This window comes from Balneatrix alpica DSM 16621, from assembly GCF_000619885.1.
Classification (GTDB): Bacteria; Pseudomonadota; Gammaproteobacteria; order Pseudomonadales; family Balneatricaceae; genus Balneatrix; species Balneatrix alpica.
Genome location: NZ_JHUZ01000006.1, coordinates 460,018 through 478,872 on the forward strand (window position 1 = coordinate 460,018; position 18,855 = coordinate 478,872).

Here is an 18,855-nt window from a genome sequence, read left to right on the forward strand (position 1 = left end):
GTTGGCAGGGTTTTTCTTGAGTTTTGCTCAAATTAGCTATTTTCCCGCATTGGCCTAGCCTTATCTTTGCATTAAGATTTTTCGTCCGACTTTAGTTAAAAACGCATCGGAATCGCGAACATGTCTGACCTGAAACAAGCTGCATTGGAATACCATGCTCTGCCCCGACCCGGCAAACTGAGCATTGAAGTCACCAAGCCCACCGCTACCGCACGTGACCTGTCCCTGGCTTACAGCCCAGGTGTGGCGGAGCCGGTGCGTGAAATCGCCAAGGATGCCGATAACGCTTACCGCTATACCGGTAAGGGTAACCTGGTTGCGGTGATTTCTGACGGTACCGCCATCCTGGGTTTGGGTAACCTGGGCCCACTGGCCAGTAAGCCGGTGATGGAAGGCAAGAGCCTGCTGTTCAAGCGCTTTGCCGGTATCGATAGTGTGGATATCGAGGTGAATTCAGAGAGCCCTCAGGCGTTTATTGATACGGTTGCCCGTATTGCCGATACCTGGGGTGGGATTAATCTGGAAGATATCAAAGCCCCTGAATGTTTTGAAATTGAGCGCACCCTGATCGAGAAGTGCAATATCCCGGTTTTCCATGATGACCAGCACGGTACCGCGATTGTGACGGCAGCTGGCCTGATCAATGCGCTGGAGCTGCAGGGTAAGGCCATCGAAGACGCAGTGATTGTCTGCCTGGGGGCAGGTGCAGCGGCGGTTGCCTGTATGAAGTTGCTGGTGAGCTGTGGTGCCAGTCTGGAAAACATCTACATGCTGGACCGTCAGGGGGTGATTCACAGCGAGCGTGATGACCTGAACCAGTACAAGGCGATGTTTGCCAATAAAACCGACAAGCATAGCCTGGATGATGCAATCACTGGCGCGGATGTGTTTATCGGTCTGTCAGGACCAGATTTGCTGACTGCCGAGCAGTTAAAGCGGATGGCGGCCAAGCCGGTTATTTTTGCCTGCTCTAACCCCGATCCTGAAATCAGCCCGGCGCTGGCGCATGCCACCCGTGACGATCTGATCATGGCTACTGGCCGTTCTGACTACCCCAACCAGGTTAATAACGTATTGGGCTTCCCCTTTATTTTCCGTGGTGCATTGGACGTGCGTGCCAGCCGTATCAATGAGGAAATGAAGGTGGCTGCGGTCAATGCACTGAAAGACTTGGCGAAAGAGCCGGTGCCTGCCGATGTATTGAAAGCCTATGGTAAGGATGCGCTGGAGTTTGGGCCTGAGTACATTCTGCCTAAGCCGATGGATGCGCGTCTGCTGGGGGCGATCTCCTCTGCTGTTGCCAAAGCTGCGGTTGACTCCGGTGTGGCTCGTTTGCCCTATCCTGCGCACTATCCGTTGAACTCGATGGATGATATTCGCTATTAAGTTTAGCGAGCGCGACAAGCATAAAGGCCACGGATGTGGCCTTTATGCTATCTGGATATAGTGAATGCTGGACTAGGTGGACCAGCTTAGAAAGTGGAATGGCTTAGAACAGGTCTTCAGGACGGATAGGTTTGACGACCTCTCCCTGGGCATTGAGTTGCAGCGGTTTGGGCTCCAGCTCAACCGGGAAGAGTTCAAAGATAGCGTCGTCCTGATTCGGTAGGGCGCGTTCACCGGTGTTGGGATCAATGCGGACACTGACTAAGCCGGCAGGCTGGGGACGTACGCGCTCAGGTTTGTTCTCCAGGGCCACCGCCATGTAGTCCATCCAGACCGGGAGGGCGGCGGCTGCGCCAAACTCACGTTTACCCAAGGTGCTGGGCTGGTCGTAACCTACCCAGACGCTAGTCACCACATCTGGGTTATAACCGGAAAACCAGGCATCAACCTGATCATTAGTGGTTCCGGTTTTGCCGGCCAGATCACTGCGCTGCAAGGCCTGGGCTTTACGTCCGGTACCTTTGCGGATCACATCCATCAGCATATCGGTGAGCAGAAAGTTGGCCCGCTCATCCATGATGCGCTCGGCTACTTTGAACTGGCTATTGCCATCGTTATTGTCGGTATTGGTTGGGCAATCGCTATGGCATACCCGTGCTGCCTCGGTTTGCATCAACACCTGGTCATTCACATCCTCTACCCGCTCAATCAAATAGGGTGAGACCTTGTAGCCGCCATTAGCCAGGGCGGCGTAACCGGTGGCGAGCTCCAACGGGGTAATGCTGGCGGTACCCAAGGCAAGGGAGAGTCCCCGTGGCAGATTGGCGGGATCAAAGCCAAAGCGAGCGAGATAGCTGATGCCATCCTGCAGGCCGATGGCGCGTAGTAAGCGAATGGAGACCAGGTTGCGGGAGTGATAGAGCGCCTCACGCATGCGGGTTGGGCCAAAGAATTTGCCACCGGAGTTTTCCGGGCGCCAGGCTTGATCCATGCTGGGGTCGTCATATACCACGGGAGCATCGTTAATGATGCTGGCGGGAGTGAAGCCTTTTTCCAGGGCGGCAGCATAAATAAAGGGCTTGAGGTTAGAACCTGGCTGACGCCGTGCCTGGGTGGCGCGGTTAAAGTTGGAGTGGTAGAAGTTAAAGCCACCACTCAGGGCCAGGATAGCACCGCTATCTGGATGCAGGCTGACAAGAGCGCCTTGCACAACGGGGAGTTGGCTAAGGTGCCAGCGTTGGTCTTGCACGCGTACGCGAATGACATCACCTATTTGTAAAATATCACTCGGACGCTGTGGTTTGGGCCCCAAACTATCGACATTGATATGCTTGCGTGCCCACTCCATACCTTTCCAGGACATGGTGTGGTGTTCACCATTGGCAAGCCTGAACTCAATTTCTCGATCTGTTACCAGGGTGACTAGCGCAGGTTTAAGCTCGAAGTAAGTGGGAATTTCTTTGAGCTTGTTCAGATGGCTGCTGAAATCAGCAGGGTCAATCTGCCAGTGCTGCTCAGGGCCGCGATAGCCATGACGCTCTTCATATTCGAGCAAACCATTGGCCAAAGCGCTCTGAGCAGTGTTTTGTAAGCGTGAATCGACGGTAGTGTAGACGTGATAGCCTGCCTCATAGAGATCCGGCACTTTGTCGATGAGTTCAGTACGCACCATTTCCGCCACATAGGGTGCGTCCAGCTCCGGCTGTAGGCCATGGAAACGTGCACTATTGGGCTCCTTAACCGCCGCCTCATAGCTGACGTCATCAATGTAGCTTAGCTCCAGCATGCGTCCGAGAATCCAGTCACGGCGAACCATGGCGCGCTCTGGGTTGGCAATAGGGTTATAGGCTGAGGGTGCCTTGGGTAAGCCGGCGATCATCGCTAATTGGGCAAGAGTGAGCTCATTAATGGATTTGCCGTAATAGACCTGAGCTGCCGCCTCAATACCGTAGGCGCGGTTACCCAAATAAATTTTATTAACGTACAGCTCCATGATTTCGTTCTTGCTGAGTTTTTGCTCCATGTCTAGGGCGAGCAAAATCTCTGCAAATTTACGACTAAAAGTACGTTCGCGGGTGAGGAAATAGTTCTTGGCGACCTGTTGGGTAATGGTCGAGCCGCCAGTTTGGATTGAGCCACTTTGAATTAATTGTAGTGCGGCGCGGCTCAAGCCTTTGACATCGATGCCGTTATGACTCTCAAAGCGACTGTCTTCTGCTGCATAGAGGGCTTTGATAAAGAGCGGAGGAATCTGTTCATAGCTGATGGGGGTACGGCGTTTTTCACCAAACTCGCCAATTAATTTGCCGTCCGCGCTGTAGATGCGCAGAGGTGTTTGTAATTGGATAGTACGCAGTGTTTCCACATCAGGAAGCTGGGGGGCAAAGTGCTGATACATCGCAATGGCTGCGACAGCTATGCCTAGTGTAAGAAACAGGCCTAGCCAGAAAAACCAGCGTATTAAAGCTTTCAACATGAACGAAGAATCCTGTTTTGCATGTAGCTGCTATATTTTGGGTGCAGGTAGGTAAAGCGTCGCCTATTGTAGATGATGCCGATGGCTGTGTGAGGCTTGATGCCGACAAAATTATAACCCCTGGCGCGAGCAGGGGGACAGAGGAGGCGGCAGGTTGGCTAGACTGTGCTTAGCTAGACAAGCAGGAAACAATTTCTATAACATGGCTCAGTTTGTGAAAATTGGTCTTTTATGTAACTTAAATTATCCAATTAAACAAGTTGTTACCTTATCAATTCCAGCAAAAGGAATTGTCTGTGGCTGATTGGCTGGCGCGTTTTGCAAAACAATCCCTGATTGGGGTCGATATTGGCAGTACGGGAATAAAATTATTAGAGCTGAGCCGTCGTGGAGAGGCGTTTCAGCTGCTGTCATTTGTGAAGGTTAGCTATCCCTACGAGCAGATGCTTGATCCTCACTTGCCGGATGAGGCCGTGGTGGTGGCAACGTTGCAGGAGGCGTTAGAGAAGCTCAACAGCAAAAACCGCCAAGCGGCTGTTGCTATTAATAGCGCCACGGTTATTAGTCGCCCTTTTGATGCTCCCGCTGAACTAACCGAACAAGGGTTAGAGCTCTATGTTCGCCAGCAGGCGGATCAGTTAATTCCTTATTCTCTTGAAGAAGTGCAGCTTGATTATGCCCCTACTGGGCCTGTCAATGAACGGGAAGAAACTCGGCCGATGATGCTGGTGGCTGCCCGGCGCGATCAAGTGGATATGCAGGTTCGTTTATTAACAGAAGCTGGGCTGGATTGCCGTTTGGTTGATGTGGATACCTATGCGATTGGCCGGAGTCTGAATTACAGTCTGAAGAAGCAGCGTGCGACCTTGGATGGTTTGATCGGTTTGCTGGATATTGGAGCGATCCGCTCAGTGCTCTACGTATATGAAGGCGAACGTTTGGTCTATTCGCGGGAGCATGATTTTGGCGACCATCAATTAAGTCAGCCGCCCAATACTTCCACATTTGATTTTGAATTAGAGGTGGATGAGGACGAGCAGGACAGCTTCCAGCATCAGCAGCAAGAATATTCCTACGCCAATGTGCTGGCCCAGCAGACAGAGCGGGCACTGATTCTTTTTCAAGAAGCACAGCCAGATAGCCAGTTAAGCATGCTGGTGTTGGCTGGGGGCGGTGGCTGTCGAGAAGGACTGGCAGAGCCTTTAAGCAAGCAATTGAATGTCGAGGTGCGCCATGCTGATCCCCTTGCAGGAATACAGATACCGGCCAAACTCGAAAAATTGATACGCCCCCATGCAGCAGCTTTGATGACAGCAGCGGGTTTGGCAATGCGCGCTGGGCGGGAGTGGGGGAGCTGACATGAAGATTAACCTGTTACCCTGGCGTCAGGAGCGCGATCGTCAACGTAAACAGCAATTTAGTCAGGCATTGGCGCTAATGGCATTAGTGGGCGTAATGATCGCGGCGGGCTACTGGCAATGGCGGCAAGGCACGATTGATACACAGCAAGCGCGTAATCAATATTTGAATCAGCAGATTGCGGAGTTGGATCGTAAAGCGGGGGAGCTGAATAAGCTAAAAGAAGAACGGCAAAAATTGTTGGATCGCATAGAGGTAATCAAAGCGTTGCAGCAAGAGCGCCCACAAACGGTGCGGCTTTTTAGCAATGTTGTGACCGCAATGCCTGAGCAGGTGTATTTACAATCACTAGAACGTGCGCAGGCGTTGGTGAGTATGAAAGGGCAGGCGGAAAGTAACCATGAGGTTTCCCGTCTGCTGCGTAACCTGGACAGTGCCGAGTATCTGGCAACGCCTAACTTGTCCCGGGTGAGTCGGGTTAAAGAGGGAGGAAGTGGCTGGATGGAGTTTGATCTCAGCGTCACCCTCAGACCACCTAAGCCAGCAGGGGAACAGGATGGCAGCACGCAACAGTAAGAAAAATCAGCCGAATAAGTTGCAGCGCGCCTTCAAGGAGGCTTTCGCCGGCTTTGATATTAATCACATTGATTTTAATGAGTCGGGACGTTGGCCCATTGGGGTCAAAATTATCGCCAGTTTGATCGTGACCATGCTGGTGGTGGTATTAGCTTATTTTTTGTTGCTCAAAGACATGGATACACAGTATGAGCAACTACTGAATGAAGAGCCGGTGCTCAAGCAAACGCTGACCGAAAAAGCCAAGCTAGTGGCGGGGATGGATGCTCATCAACAACAGCTTGAGCAAATTCGCGCTATGTTTAATGAGTTGGCCCAGCAGCTGCCGCGTAAGCAGGAAGTTCCGGGGTTGCTGGAGCAGATGACACGCCTAGGGCAACAGTCCGGCCTGGTGTTCCGCCAGATTGAGCTGGAGACCGAGCAGCAGACGGAGTTCTACCGTATCTTGCCGATCCGCATCGTGGTAACGGGCACTTATCATGCGATGGGGGAGTTTATTTATGGCCTGGCGGCATTGCCGCGAATCGTTACCACCCATGACTTTCAACTGAAGCCGGAAGAGGGCGCTCTGCAGCTGAATATTCAGGCTCGCACTTATCGTTACGATGATGAGGAGGCGAACCCATGATCAGAGTAAGCGTGATGCTAACAATGTGGGTGGCATTAACGGGATGTAGTGAGCCCGCTTCGCTGCAGGACTTGCAGAACTTTGTCGCTCAGGTCACGAGTGAGCCAGCGCCGCCATTGGACCCTTTGCCCAAAATTCCTGCCTATCAACCGGTACCCTATGCGGTGACCGCTCTGCGCGAGCCTTTTACTAACCCGTTGCAGATTTCCTTACAGTTAGCGGAGCAGGCTGAAAATGCGATCAAGCCTGATTTGCAGCGGCCGACAGAAGAGCTGGAAGCCTTTGATCTGGATGTGTTGAGCTTTACAGGGCTGGTTGAGCGTAAGGGGCAGCCCTACGCCATTATGAAGGATCCTTCAGGGGCGTTGCATTTGGTGACTAAAGGCAACTATATGGGCAAAAATCATGGACAGATCAAAGATATTAAGATTAAGCGCGTTGATCTGAAAACAGCCAGTCGTGCAAACGAGCCTTTAGTGCAGGCTCAGTTAGAGATCGAAGAAATTGTGCCGTCAGGGGAAGGGTGGCGTAGTCGTCCCCGCTTTATCAGTTTGCAGGTAACTAATAATGATTAAAAACAGCATGGCAGGGGATATGAAAACAACACGTGCCCTGGTTGGGACGGCGCCAGTGCTGCTGGGGTTGGCCGCATGGCTATTAGCCCTGCCAAGTTGGGCGTTGAGTTTGCAGGGGGTGGAGTTTTCGGCGCCGGGAGAGCCTTTTAAGGTGACCCTTAATTTTGATCAAGTACCAAACAAGGTACGTACAACCCGTAGTGAAGTGCCGCCCAGTACCCGGGTGAGTATTCCTGCTGCCAGCAACAGCACAGGGCAGAGTCGTTGGCGCTTGGATCATCCACAACTACGAGGTGTTGAAGTCACCAATCAGCAAGATGGCTTGGAGGTGATGCTGGATTGGCAGGACCCTATTGCTGTGCAGGCGCGTTTGGTAGGTAACCAGTTGGAAATCGTGCCGGCAGGGTTAGCTGCTGAGGTGGGCGAAGCGCTGATCTTTGAGCGTGGTGAAGGCGGGCAGGGCAAGATCCGCATTATGTTGCCAGATCCCGCTACCTCTGTGCAGGTGGTTGAGGTTGGTGAACAGGTTGAGGTTCGTCTGCAAAGTGAGCTTTTGCCAGATATTTGGCAGCAAAGCTATACCGTGGCGGATTACGGAACGGCGGTGAATAAGATTGATGCCAGTCTTGAGCGTAAAGGTAAGGGGGTGCTGAAGGTGCGCCCGATCAAGGGTAAGCGCCTTGAGGCCTTAACCTATCAAGATGGTTTAGAGCTGGTGGTAGAAATTACCCCGAAACAGGAAATTAAGCAGCAGCAGGCGGTCTATCGCGGCGAGAAGATTGACCTGGTTTTGCAAAACACCGATGTGCGACGGGTGTTACAGTTAATCGCCGAGTCGCAAGGTAAAAACGTTCTGATTAGTGACGGCGTCGAGGGAGAAATTAGCGTTAACTTCCAGGGGGTGCGTTGGGATGAAGCGCTGGATATGGTGTTGCGCTCGCGTAAGTTATCCAAGCGTGAGCAGAATGATATCTGGTTGATTGGTCCAGCCAATGAGTTGGCAGACTTTGAGCGCCAGGAGCTGGAGCAGCAAAAGCAGGTACAGGATTTAGCACCACTTGAGTTTGAGTATATCCAAATTAACTATGCCAAGGCCGCGGAGCTGGTGGCGATTCTGAATAATGAAAAAGGTGGGCTGCTGTCCGAGCGTGGCAGTTTGGTGGCGGATCCACGGACCAATATCTTATTGGCGCAGGATACGGCGCAGCGTTTGGAGCGTATTCGTCAGGCTGTGTCGCGCTTGGATGTGCCGGTGCGGCAGGTGATGATTGAAGCGCGGGTGATAGTAGCGACTGAGGACTTTAGTCGTGAGATAGGTGTGAGATGGGGAGGGGGGTATGGTAACCGCAACTCGAAAGGAAATATTTGGGAAGCTGGTGGTAGCCTGCAAACTCTAACGGAAGCTTATCCAGCTATCAGTGGTAGCGGTGATAAATCAGATGATGACGCGGTTATTAATTTTCCTGAAGCATTGGCAGTCGACCTGGGAGTTTCAACTCCAGGTGCCTCTTCCTTTGGTTTAGGTTTTACCAGTTCTACGACTCTGCTGAACTTGGAAATCTCTGCTTATGAGTCGGATGGTAAGGTTGAGGTGTTGTCGCAACCTAAGCTGGTTACTACCGATGGCAAAAAGGCCAAAGTGGAGTCAGGCAAACAGTTGCCCTATCAAACAGTTGAAGATGGTGAAATTAAGATCGAATGGCGACCTGCCGTGTTGTCGTTGGAGGCAACTCCCCAGATTACCCCAGATAATAAGGTGATCTTGGACTTGATCATCAGCAAAGACACTAAAGGGGAAGAGGTGGCCAATGGCAACTTTGCGATTAACACTAACCGCTTAGAAACCCAGGTGCTGGTGGATAATGGTGAAACCCTGGTGTTGGGTGGAGTGTTTGAACTGGATACCCAGCGTAGTGTGATTAAGACGCCGTTGCTGGGGGATATTCCGTACCTGGGCAATCTATTCAAGAAAAGGGTCAATAGCGAAAAGAAAGCCGAGTTGTTAATATTCATCACGCCACGACTGGTGACCGATGTCTTTGATTCCTAACTCGGGCGTATTTGATGTTTGTGTGTGACAACCTGATTTTGGTCGGGCCGATGGGGGCAGGAAAAACCACCATCGGCCGTTTGCTATCTCAAAGCCTGGGTATGACCTTCATGGATTCGGACAAGGTCATCGAAGAGCGTGCAGGTGCCAATATTCCCTGGATTTTTGATGTAGAAGGGGAAGAGGGCTTTCGCCGCCGGGAAGAGCAAACGATCGATGAACTTACCCAGCAAAGCGGTATTATCCTGGCCACCGGCGGTGGTGCCGTTACCCGTGAAGCCAATCGTAAGGTATTGGGCCAGCGCGGGGTGGTGATTTATTTGCATGCCACCGTTGAGCAGCAGATTGAACGTACCGCCAAGGATAAGAATCGACCTTTGCTGCAAACGGCTAACCCCGCTGAGGTGCTTAACCGACTCTTCGCCCAACGTGACCCCCTGTACCGCGAGTTGGCCACGTTGATTATTAATACCGATCGCCGCAGCCCGCGCTCGGTTGTCAATGAAATCATCAAGAAGCTGAAGCAGCACCATGCCGCCAGCTCGAGCTTGCCCAAGGAAGCCTGATGCGCACTTTGCATGTTGATCTAGAGGATCGCAGTTACCCTATTCATATTGGTGAGAACCTTCTCGATCAGCCTGAGCTGCTGCGTGAGCATATCCGTAGCCACCAGGTGTTGGTGGTGACCAATACGACGGTTGCCCCCCTTTATCTCGCTAAGGTACAGGCTGCGTTACAAGGGTTGCAGGTGGATACGGTCGTATTGCCTGATGGAGAGGCATACAAAGATCTGGCCCATCTCAATCTGATTTTTGATGAACTGTTAGCCAAGGCGCATAACCGTACGACCACCCTGATTGCTTTAGGTGGTGGAGTGGTGGGGGATATGACGGGTTTTGCTGCTGCCAGTTACCAGCGCGGAGTGGATTTTATCCAGATCCCCACCACCTTGCTTTCCCAGGTTGATTCTTCTGTCGGCGGAAAGACCGGCGTCAATCATCCGCTAGGGAAAAATATGATTGGTGCTTTCTATCAGCCTAAGTTGGTGTTGGCCGATATTGCCGTTCTCAGTACCTTGCCAGAGCGAGAGCTGTCGGCGGGGCTGGCAGAGGTGATTAAGTATGGCTTGATCACGGATATCGCTTTTCTGGCATGGCTAGAGCAGAATATGCCCGCTTTGCGCCAGGGTGCAGCGGATGCGCTGGAATATGCTATTTATCGCTCTTGCCAAATTAAGGCTGACATTGTCGCTGCCGATGAGCGAGAGGGGGGCGTGCGTGCGCTGCTGAATCTGGGCCATACCTTTGGTCATGCTATTGAAGCCCACCAGGGTTACGGCAATTGGCTACATGGAGAAGCTGTGGCGGCCGGTACGATGTTGGCGGCTAAGATGTCCGCACGTCTAGGCTGGTTGAGTGAGGCTGAAGTGCAGCGAGTGGCTGCAGTGCTGGACGCGGCAGGTTTGCCAACGGAGTCGCCAGAGGATATGGATGCAGAGGCGTTTCTGCGCTGGATGGCGGTCGATAAAAAAGTGCTACACGGTAAATTGCGTTTAGTGCTGTTGGAAGGCTTGGGGAACGGGGTAGTGAGTGCGGATTATGCACCCGAGGCCCTGCTCGAAACCCTGGCTAAAGCAAGCTAAATTATTGGAGAAACTGGAAATTTTCTGCGTTTGCCTCTATTACCCTGGGTAAGGAATAGGTGGGCAGGTGAGAGTCCGGTTCGCTAACATTCGAGTTCATTATTGAGCAGGCTACGGGGCAAAACATGGGCCATCAAACGGATGTGCTGCACCGCTATGGGTTAAGACGGAACCCCTTTGGCGATGACTTTCCGCCAGAAGATGCTTTTCTGACGGAGCAGCGCCACCAACTGCTCGATAAACTTAATCATCTCAGTCGTTACAGCCAGTTCGTGCTGGTGGTATCGGGTGAGCATGGCATGGGCAAGAGCACCTTTCTTAGCCAAATTCTTCCTGCAAGTGATCCGGTTGTGCGGCCTGCGGTATTGCGTTTACAGCATGAAACCGGCCCAGCGCAGCTTGTCGCTTCATTATTGCAGGCTGCTCGTATTGAGGTTGAAGGGGAGCCTGACTTTGAGGGGCAGGTGCAGGCAATTCAGCAGCACGCGCAAATGTTGCGTGATTTAAATCGGATGATGCTGATTCTGATTGATGATGCGGAACTGTTGTCTGATGCAGCCTTGGATGTGCTCTTCACCCGGGTAATGCAGACGCCAGATGCCAGTGCCAGTCCTCATATTATTCTCTTTGGTCAGCCAGATTTGTTGCAGCGCCTGGCCAGTCCGCGCCTACAAACGGTATTGTCCGGGCGCAGCCACCACGCGGCTCTGGCAGCACTGAATCTTGATGAAACCGAAGCCTATATTCGTCACCGCATGGGGTTGGCGGGGATGCGGGGAGAGCTGCCTTTTAGTGCTGAACATTATCAGCGTATTCATCAGGTATCACGCGGCATTCCGGCACAGATTAATCGAGTTGCCCAACAGTTATTGTTTGAACAGCCTGTACAAACAACAGGACTGCGCATGCAATTGCCCTGGATGCATATTGCGGCGGGTAGTGTGCTGGCGGCTACGATTGTTTTGGCATTGCTATTGAATGATGGCAGTTCGGAAGCGGATGCCGTGCCAAGTGCAGGGCCAGTGACCAAGCAGCTGGAGATCAAATTACCGGAGTCGGTGGTACAACAACAGCAGCAAGCTGCGGTAGCCGCCGGTGCGGTAGCCGCCGGTGCGGTGGCTCCTCTGCCGGAGCAACGGGTACTGACTCTGTCGGAGCGTTTGGCGATCCAAGAGGCTAAGCTGGGTGTGGCGCCTGAGCCTGGCCTGACTGAACCTCTGCCAGAACCTGTCGGGGAGGATGTAAGCCCTATTAGTGAGGCACCGCCTGTTGCGCCTTTGGCACAGCCGGCTCCGGTGGCTTCTGCTCAGCCTGCGACTCCGGTGCAGGCTGAACCCACTAAGCCAGCGGCTAAGCCTGAAGCTAAGGTTGAATCCAAAGTGCCGGTGGTTGAGCGCTCCAGTGTGGCGGTCAGTGGCAATAGTCATCCACTTAAGCGTGAAGCGATGGTGATGGGGTGGCGTGGAAATGGCTATACCCTGCAAATGCTGGGGGCGCGTTCTGCTCAAAATGCCATCGACTTTATTAAAGCCAATGGTAGTTTGAGTGATTTCGCTTTCTTTGAGACGACTTATAAAGGACAGCCTTGGTTTGTCGTGGTGTACGGCGAATATGCCAGTCGCGAATCTGCCCAGGCGGCAGTGAGTCGTCTACCTGCTGCTTTACAACAACAGAAGCCCTGGCCTCGTTCTATTAAAGGGGTGCAGGACGAAATTCGTAATAAACGTTAAGCGTTGCATGCTGCGGTGCAGCTAAGTTCCCATTACGTTAACGCCACCCTGTTTGTCTTTTCGGAAAAAGGGCTGCAACTTTAGTCTGGCTAGAGTTGCGGCCTAGTAGAAGCCCGCCTACACTGACACCTCTTTCCCAGCAACAAAATCTTTGCTAATTCCCCTGTTTTTCCTGCCCGTGTTGATAATTTTTCGAAATTGCGACCTGTTCTTCCAAAAAGTTTTGACGAAAGTCGAATGTTGGCATTCAGTTTGCTAAAAATTTAGACCGCATCCCTTGCTCCGCCGAAAACATCCTTGCTAGGATGTTTATCCTTTTGTCCCTCTCGCTTATGCACAAACTGTCGTTCAAGAACAGTCTCGGCGAGGGGCTGAATACAAGAAATCCAGTGTTATCTGTGAGATTGGCTTATGAAGACAGGTTTATTTAACGCCCGGGAGTTCAAAGACAACTGTGGCTTTGGTCTCATGGCCCATCTGAAAGGGCAGCCTAGCCATGATGTCCTTCGGCGGTCCATTGAAGCCCTGACCAACATGACTCACCGTGGCGGTATTAACGCCGATGGTAAAACCGGTGATGGTTGTGGTCTGCTGCTGCAAAAGCCTGACAGCTTTTTGCGCCAGTTAGCGAAGGAAGAGTTTGGTGTAGAGCTGTCTGCTCAGTATGGAGTGGGCATGGTGTTTCTTTCCCAGGATGCGACGAAAGCGGCGCGTGCCCGGGAAGTCTTAAATGCCAATATTCTCAAACATGGTTTAAAACTGGTTGGCTGGCGTGAAGTGCCGGTGGACCCAAGCTGCCTGGGCGAAATCGCGCTGGCTTGCATGCCGCGTATCGAGCAGGTTTTTGTCGACTCTGACTGCCGCAGTGCGCAGGAACTCAATATTCGGTTATTCCTGGCGCGGCGTAAAACCGCCAATCTGTTGATGAATGAAGATGCGGACTATTATTGCTGCTCGCTGTCTGCCACTACGATTTCCTATAAGGGTCTGATGATGCCGGTTGATCTGCCGGTATTTTATAAAGACCTGGGCGATGAGCGCCTGAAAACTGCGATCTGTACATTCCATCAACGCTTTTCCACCAACACGATGCCCCGTTGGCCGCTGGCTCAGCCTTTCCGCCTGTTGGCCCACAACGGTGAGATCAACACCATTGAGGGTAACCGCAACTGGGCACGGGCACGGGTATCGAAGTTTACCTGTGAGGCGATCCCCGATTTTGCCGAAATTGCACCGGTGGTGAACACCCATGGCTCAGACTCTTCCAGTATGGATAACATGCTGGAGATCCTGCAGATCGGCGGTATGGATGTGTTCCGTGCAGTGCGGATGCTGATCCCGCCGGCATGGCAGAATTGGGAGCATATGGATTCCGATCTGCGGGCCTTCTATGAATACAACTCCATGCATATGGAGCCTTGGGATGGCCCTGCGGGCATCGTACTGAACACAGGCCGCTATGCGATCTGTATGCTGGATCGGAACGGTTTACGTCCCTCCCGTTGGGTACTGACCAAAGATGACCTGTTCTGCTGCGCCTCAGAAACCGGGGTGTACGATTACAATCCTGCCGATGTGGTCGCTAAAGGCCGGGTAGGGCCTGGTCGTATTGTGGCGGTGGACACCGAGACAGGTGAGATCCTGCAGTCCGAAGATATTGATAACCGCTTAAAGGTACGTCAGCCCTATAAAAAGTGGCTGCGGGAAAATTCATTGCGGATTGAGGATATCCTGGTCGAGCACGAGCAGGCCTTTGAAGATTTCAGTCCGGATGAATTGAAGGTCTACATGAAGCAATTCCATGTGACCTTTGAAGAACGTGATCAGATCATCCGTCCCCTGGCGGAAAGCGGCATGGAGGCGGTAGGCTCGATGGGTGACGATACCCCGATGGCGGTGTTGTCTTCCAAGACGCGGGTGTTATACGACTACTTCCGTCAGCAGTTTGCCCAGGTTACCAACCCGCCAATTGATCCGCTGCGTGAAGCGGTGGTGATGTCGCTGGATACTTGCCTTGGGCCTGAGAAAAACGTGTTCCAGGAATCTCCCCAGCACGCTAACCGGATTAAACTGAGCTCGCCGGTATTGTCGGCGAAGAAGTTCTCGCGCTTGCTGCATATGGATCGTCCCGGTTACGGCGTGACCGAATTGAAGCTGCATTACGATCCCGCTCAGCAGGACTTACAGGCAGCGATCAAACAGTTATGCCAGCGGGCGGAAGAAGCCGTGCGCAAAGGCACGGTGATTCTGATTCTGTCTGACCGTGACATCGTTAAGGGGCAGTTACCTATCCATGCGCTGATGGCGGTGGGGGCGGTGCACCACCACTTGGTTGAGAGCGGCGTGCGTTGCGACTGCAACCTGATTGTGGATACCGGCACTGCACGTGACCCACATCATTTTGCCTGTTTGCTGGGCTTTGGTGCCTCCGCGATTTATCCCTACCTCAGTTACCGCGTGATCAATGATTTGATCGCAAATGGCGATATCATCGGCGACCCGGTGGATTGCCACCGTAAGTATCGCAAAGGGATCAACAAAGGCTTGTTGAAGATCCTGTCGAAGATGGGGATCTCCACCGTTGCTTCCTATCGTGGTGCCCAGCTGTTTGAAGCCATAGGTTTGTCCGATGAAGTGGTCAACCTGTGCTTTAAAGAGGTGCCGAGTCGTATTCAGGGGGCAACCTTCAGCCACTTCCAGCAGGAGCAACAGCAGTTGCATGACCTGGCCTGGACCCTGCGCAAGCCGATCGCCCACGGTGGTTTGCTCAAGCAGCATGAAGAGGGGGAGTATCACGCCTTTAACCCGGATGTGGTCTATGCCCTGCAAGAGGCGGTGTCCAGCGGCGACTACGCCAAATATCGTGACTATGCCGGCTTGGTCAATGGTCGTGGCGTAGCCACCCTGCGTGATCTATTGCACTTGCAGCAGGTTACCCCGATTGCTCTGGATGAAGTGGAGCCGGTGGAGGCGATTCTGAGCCGCTTTGACTCGGCAGGGATGTCGTTGGGAGCACTGTCTCCGGAGGCACACGAAGCGCTGGCGCAGGCGATGAACGAGCTGGGTTGCCGCTCTAACTCCGGTGAAGGTGGAGAAGATCCTGCTCGTTACGGCACCCTGAAGCGCTCCAAGATCAAGCAGATTGCCTCAGGGCGCTTTGGTGTGACGCCTGAATACCTGGTGAATGCCGAGGTCATGCAGATTAAGGTTGCCCAGGGGGCGAAGCCAGGTGAAGGCGGTCAATTACCTGGCGGCAAGGTGAATAACCTGATTGCCCGGCTGCGTTTCTCCGTACCGGGGGTGACTTTGATATCCCCGCCTCCGCACCATGATATTTATTCGATCGAAGATCTGGCTCAGTTGATCTTCGATCTCAAACAGGTGAATCCGGAAGGGTTGGTTTCGGTCAAGCTGGTTTCACGTCCCGGGGTGGGCACCATCGCCGCCGGGGTGGCCAAAGCCTATGCTGACCTGATCACCATCTCTGGTTATGACGGCGGTACCGCTGCCAGTCCTATTACCTCTATTCGTTATGCGGGTTCCCCCTGGGAGATTGGCCTGGCGGATACCCACCAAACCCTGCGTGGTAATGACCTGCGTGGTAAGGTGCGGGTGCAGACGGATGGTGGTTTGAAAACCGGTCTGGATGTCGTCAAGGCAGCCATGTTGGGGGCGGAAAGCTTTGGTTTTGGCACCACGCCGATGGTGGCGATGGGCTGTAAATACCTGAAGATTTGCCACCTGAATAACTGTGCTACCGGGGTGGCGACACAGGATGACTACCTACGTGAGAAGCATTTCCGTGGCACGGTGGAGATGATTAAGCACTTCTTCACCTTTGTGGCGATGGAAACCCGTGAGTGGATGGCCAAGCTGGGTGTGCGCACGCTGGAGGAACTGGTGGGCCGGGTGGATCTGTTACAGATCAGCCAGGGTAGCACCGCCAAGCATGCGGCCCTTGATCTGTCGCGCTTGATCTCTGATGGTGGCGTACCCGCAGATAAGCCACATACTTGCAAACTAGAGCGTAACGAACCCTTTGATGCCGGTGAGCTGAACACCGCCATGCTGGCGGCGGCGCAAGCAGCGATTGATGCTAAGCAAGGGGGGAGCTTTAATTTCACCATCACTAACCTGGATCGCTCTGTAGGGGCGCGTACATCGGGTTACATTGCCCGTTGCTACGGCAACCAGGGGATGAGTGAAAAGCCTGTGCGTTTCAACTTTAGCGGGGTGGCAGGTCAATCATTCGGGGTGTGGAACGCCGGTGGTCAAGAGCTGTACCTGGAAGGGGATGCGAACGACTATGTCGGTAAAGGCATGGCTGGCGGTAAGCTGGTGCTGCGTCCGCCGCAGAATAGCCAGTTCGCCTCCCAGGATACTTCTATCATGGGCAATACCTGCCTCTATGGCGCTACCGGCGGTAAGCTCTATGCTGCTGGGCGGGCGGGTGAGCGTTTCGCAGTGCGTAACTCTGGTTGCCAGGCCGTGATTGAAGGTGCTGGTGATCACTGCTGTGAATACATGACTGGTGGTTTGGTCGTGGTGTTGGGTGAGACGGGCTATAACTTCGGTGCAGGTATGACCGGTGGTTTCGCCTATGTGCTCGACCAAGACCGCAGCTTTGTGGATAAGTACAACCACGAGCTGGTCGATATCCACCGCATCGCCAGCGAGGCGATGGAAGAGTACCGTGCTCACCTGCGCACCGTACTGGAAGAATATGTCGCAGAAACAGGCAGTGCCTGGGGGCAGACCATTCTGGATGAGTTTGACGACTTTGTCGGACGCTTCTGGTTAGTCAAGCCCAAGGCAGCCAACCTGGCCCAGTTGTTAACCCAGGTTCGCAGCCGTCCCGAATAACGACACCAGGCCTAGCCGGGGCGCGTGTTGCGCCCCCAAGAATTATCCCGGCCCTGAAAGCCGGAACCGTGAGAGGTAAGACTGTCATGGCTGAACGTTTAAATAACGTTTTCCAGTTTGTCGATGTAGGTCGCCAGGACCCCAGTAAAAAGCTGGCGCGCAAGCGTAAGAAAGAGTTTGCCGAAATTTATGAACCCTTTACCCAGGAACAGGCCTCGCCCCAGGCGCATCGCTGTTTGTCCTGCGGTAATCCCTATTGCTCTTGGAAGTGTCCCCTTCATAACCATATCCCCAACTGGCTGAAACTGGTCAGTGAGGGTAATGTGCTGCAGGCTGCGGAGCTAATGCATCAGACCAACTCCCTGCCTGAAGTCTGTGGTCGGGTGTGTCCGCAGGACCGTCTCTGTGAGGGTGCCTGTACCCTGAATGATGGCTTCGGGGCGGTGACGATCGGTTCGGTGGAAAAATATGCCACTGACACCGCCTTTGGCTTGGGCTGGAAGCCAGATATGTCCAAGGTGGTATGGACTGATAAAAAGGTCGCTATCGTCGGTGCTGGCCCCGCGGGTCTGGGGTGTGCTGATGTCTTGGTGCGCAACGGGGTGAAGCCCGTGGTGTTTGACCGTCATCCGGAGATCGGCGGTCTGCTGACCTTTGGTATTCCTGAGTTCAAATTAGAGAAGGATGTGATGGTGCGCCGTCGCACCATTATGGAAGGCATGGGCATTGAGTTCCGCCTCAATACTGAAATTGGCAAGGATGTCAGTTTTGACGAGCTGCTTGAGCAGTTCGATGCTGTTTTCCTGGGCATGGGCACTTACACCTATATGAAGGGTGGATTCCCCGGTGAAGACCTGCAAGGCGTGTACGAAGCGCTGCCCTACCTGATCGCCAACGTTAATCGTCGTTTAGGTTTTGAAAAAGACCCTGGCGAGTTTATCGATATGGCGGGTAAGCAGGTGGTGGTCCTCGGTGGTGGCGACACCGCTATGGACTGTACCCGTACGGCTATCCGTCAGGGTGCGGCCAGTGTCACCTGTGCCTATCGTCGTGATGCCAAGAATATGCCTGGATCACGCCGCGAAGTGGCGAACGCCAAGGAAGAAGGGGTTAAGTTCAAGTACAACGTACAACCGGTGGAGCTGGTCGGTGACAATGGTCAGGTGACGGGTGTGAAGGTGGTACGAACCGAACTGGGTGAAGCGGATGCCAATGGGCGCCGTAGCCCTGTCGTGGTGCCTGGCAGTGAGGAAATCCTACCTGCGGATGCGGTGTTGGTGGCATTTGGCTTCCGCCCCAGTCCTGCTCCTTGGTTCAGCAAGTTTGGCATTGAATTGGATAAGGGCGGCCGGGTATTGGCGCCGGAAAAAGCAGAAGGCCAGCGTCATCTGTTCCAAACCACTAACCCAAAAGTCTTTGCCGGTGGTGATATGGTACGTGGCTCAGACTTGGTCGTGACTGCCGTGGCAGAAGGCCGCAAGGCAGCGGAAGGCATCATGGACTTTCTGGATGTCTAAGATCGTTTCTGCATGATGTCTGAGGGCCCTGCGGGGCCCTTTTGTTTGGAACG

12 protein-coding genes are annotated in these 18,855 nt (G+C 53.3%); 11 read left to right on the top strand and 1 reads right to left on the bottom strand.

Annotated features, from left to right (window positions below; genetic code table 11):
* The first annotated feature begins 120 nt into the window (after positions 1–120).
* On the top strand, positions 121–1,386 hold the full coding sequence (locus Q334_RS0102675) for a malic enzyme-like NAD(P)-binding protein (RefSeq protein WP_027311857.1): 1,266 nt from the start codon (positions 121–123) through the stop codon (positions 1,384–1,386).
* A gap of 103 nt (positions 1,387–1,489) precedes the next feature.
* On the opposite strand, the gene Q334_RS0102680 is transcribed toward Q334_RS0102675, so the two are convergent.
* On the bottom strand, positions 1,490–3,862 hold the full coding sequence (locus tag Q334_RS0102680; protein WP_027311858.1) for a penicillin-binding protein 1A: 2,373 nt from the start codon (positions 3,860–3,862) through the stop codon (positions 1,490–1,492).
* Positions 3,863–4,158: 296 nt separating this feature from the next.
* Between Q334_RS0102680 and pilM the strand changes: the two genes are divergently transcribed.
* The 10 genes from pilM to Q334_RS0102730 all read left to right on the top strand — a co-directional run bounded on the left by pilM (position 4,159) and on the right by Q334_RS0102730 (position 18,802).
* Positions 4,159–5,220 (top strand): type IV pilus biogenesis protein PilM, encoded by a 1,062-nt coding sequence (pilM, locus tag Q334_RS0102685; RefSeq protein ID WP_027311859.1) that lies wholly within the window; start codon positions 4,159–4,161, stop codon positions 5,218–5,220.
* 1 nt (position 5,221) lies between these two features.
* On the top strand, positions 5,222–5,797 hold the full coding sequence (locus Q334_RS0102690) for a PilN domain-containing protein (protein WP_035460546.1): 576 nt from the start codon (positions 5,222–5,224) through the stop codon (positions 5,795–5,797).
* Positions 5,778–6,425 (top strand): type IV pilus inner membrane component PilO, encoded by a 648-nt coding sequence (gene pilO / locus Q334_RS0102695; protein WP_051527463.1) that lies wholly within the window; start codon positions 5,778–5,780, stop codon positions 6,423–6,425. Before Q334_RS0102690 ends, pilO begins: the two co-directional genes overlap by 20 nt.
* Complete coding sequence (locus Q334_RS0102700; RefSeq protein WP_027311862.1) at positions 6,422–7,000, top strand: pilus assembly protein PilP; 579 nt, start codon at positions 6,422–6,424, stop codon at positions 6,998–7,000. Before pilO ends, Q334_RS0102700 begins: the two co-directional genes overlap by 4 nt.
* Before the next feature lie 19 nt (positions 7,001–7,019).
* Positions 7,020–9,050: a type IV pilus secretin PilQ gene (locus tag Q334_RS17770; protein ID WP_162157411.1), complete on the top strand. Its 2,031-nt coding sequence runs from the start codon at positions 7,020–7,022 to the stop codon at positions 9,048–9,050.
* 14 nt (positions 9,051–9,064) lie between these two features.
* Positions 9,065–9,616 (top strand): shikimate kinase AroK, encoded by a 552-nt coding sequence (gene aroK, locus Q334_RS17775; RefSeq protein WP_035460547.1) that lies wholly within the window; start codon positions 9,065–9,067, stop codon positions 9,614–9,616.
* The gene (gene aroB / locus Q334_RS0102715) at positions 9,616–10,692 is read left to right on the top strand and encodes a 3-dehydroquinate synthase (protein WP_027311863.1); all 1,077 of its coding nucleotides are present in this window, start codon (positions 9,616–9,618) and stop codon (positions 10,690–10,692) included. The genes aroK and aroB overlap by 1 nt, the downstream gene beginning before the upstream one ends.
* A 125-nt stretch (positions 10,693–10,817) precedes the next feature.
* Entirely contained in the window at positions 10,818–12,422 is a 1,605-nt protein-coding gene (locus Q334_RS0102720) for an AAA family ATPase (protein WP_027311864.1), read from the top strand.
* Positions 12,423–12,833: 411 nt separating this feature from the next.
* Positions 12,834–17,285 (top strand): glutamate synthase large subunit, encoded by a 4,452-nt coding sequence (gltB, locus tag Q334_RS0102725; RefSeq protein ID WP_027311865.1) that lies wholly within the window; start codon positions 12,834–12,836, stop codon positions 17,283–17,285.
* Between the two features lie 86 nt (positions 17,286–17,371).
* Positions 17,372–18,802: an FAD-dependent oxidoreductase gene (locus Q334_RS0102730; RefSeq protein WP_027311866.1), complete on the top strand. Its 1,431-nt coding sequence runs from the start codon at positions 17,372–17,374 to the stop codon at positions 18,800–18,802.
* The last annotated feature ends 53 nt before the right edge of the window (positions 18,803–18,855 follow it).

Coding starts and splice junctions, on each gene's coding strand:
- Q334_RS0102675 (WP_027311857.1), top strand. CDS start 121: ATGTCTGACCTGAAACAAGCTGCATTGGAATACCATGCTCTGCCCCGA.
- Q334_RS0102680 (WP_027311858.1), bottom strand. CDS start 3,862: ATGTTGAAAGCTTTAATACGCTGGTTTTTCTGGCTAGGCCTGTTTCTT.
- Q334_RS0102690 (WP_035460546.1), top strand. CDS start 5,222: ATGAAGATTAACCTGTTACCCTGGCGTCAGGAGCGCGATCGTCAACGT.
- pilO (WP_051527463.1), top strand. CDS start 5,778: ATGGCAGCACGCAACAGTAAGAAAAATCAGCCGAATAAGTTGCAGCGC.
- Q334_RS0102700 (WP_027311862.1), top strand. CDS start 6,422: ATGATCAGAGTAAGCGTGATGCTAACAATGTGGGTGGCATTAACGGGA.
- Q334_RS17770 (WP_162157411.1), top strand. CDS start 7,020: ATGAAAACAACACGTGCCCTGGTTGGGACGGCGCCAGTGCTGCTGGGG.
- aroK (WP_035460547.1), top strand. CDS start 9,065: ATGTTTGTGTGTGACAACCTGATTTTGGTCGGGCCGATGGGGGCAGGA.
- aroB (WP_027311863.1), top strand. CDS start 9,616: ATGCGCACTTTGCATGTTGATCTAGAGGATCGCAGTTACCCTATTCAT.
- Q334_RS0102720 (WP_027311864.1), top strand. CDS start 10,818: ATGGGCCATCAAACGGATGTGCTGCACCGCTATGGGTTAAGACGGAAC.
- gltB (WP_027311865.1), top strand. CDS start 12,834: ATGAAGACAGGTTTATTTAACGCCCGGGAGTTCAAAGACAACTGTGGC.
- Q334_RS0102730 (WP_027311866.1), top strand. CDS start 17,372: ATGGCTGAACGTTTAAATAACGTTTTCCAGTTTGTCGATGTAGGTCGC.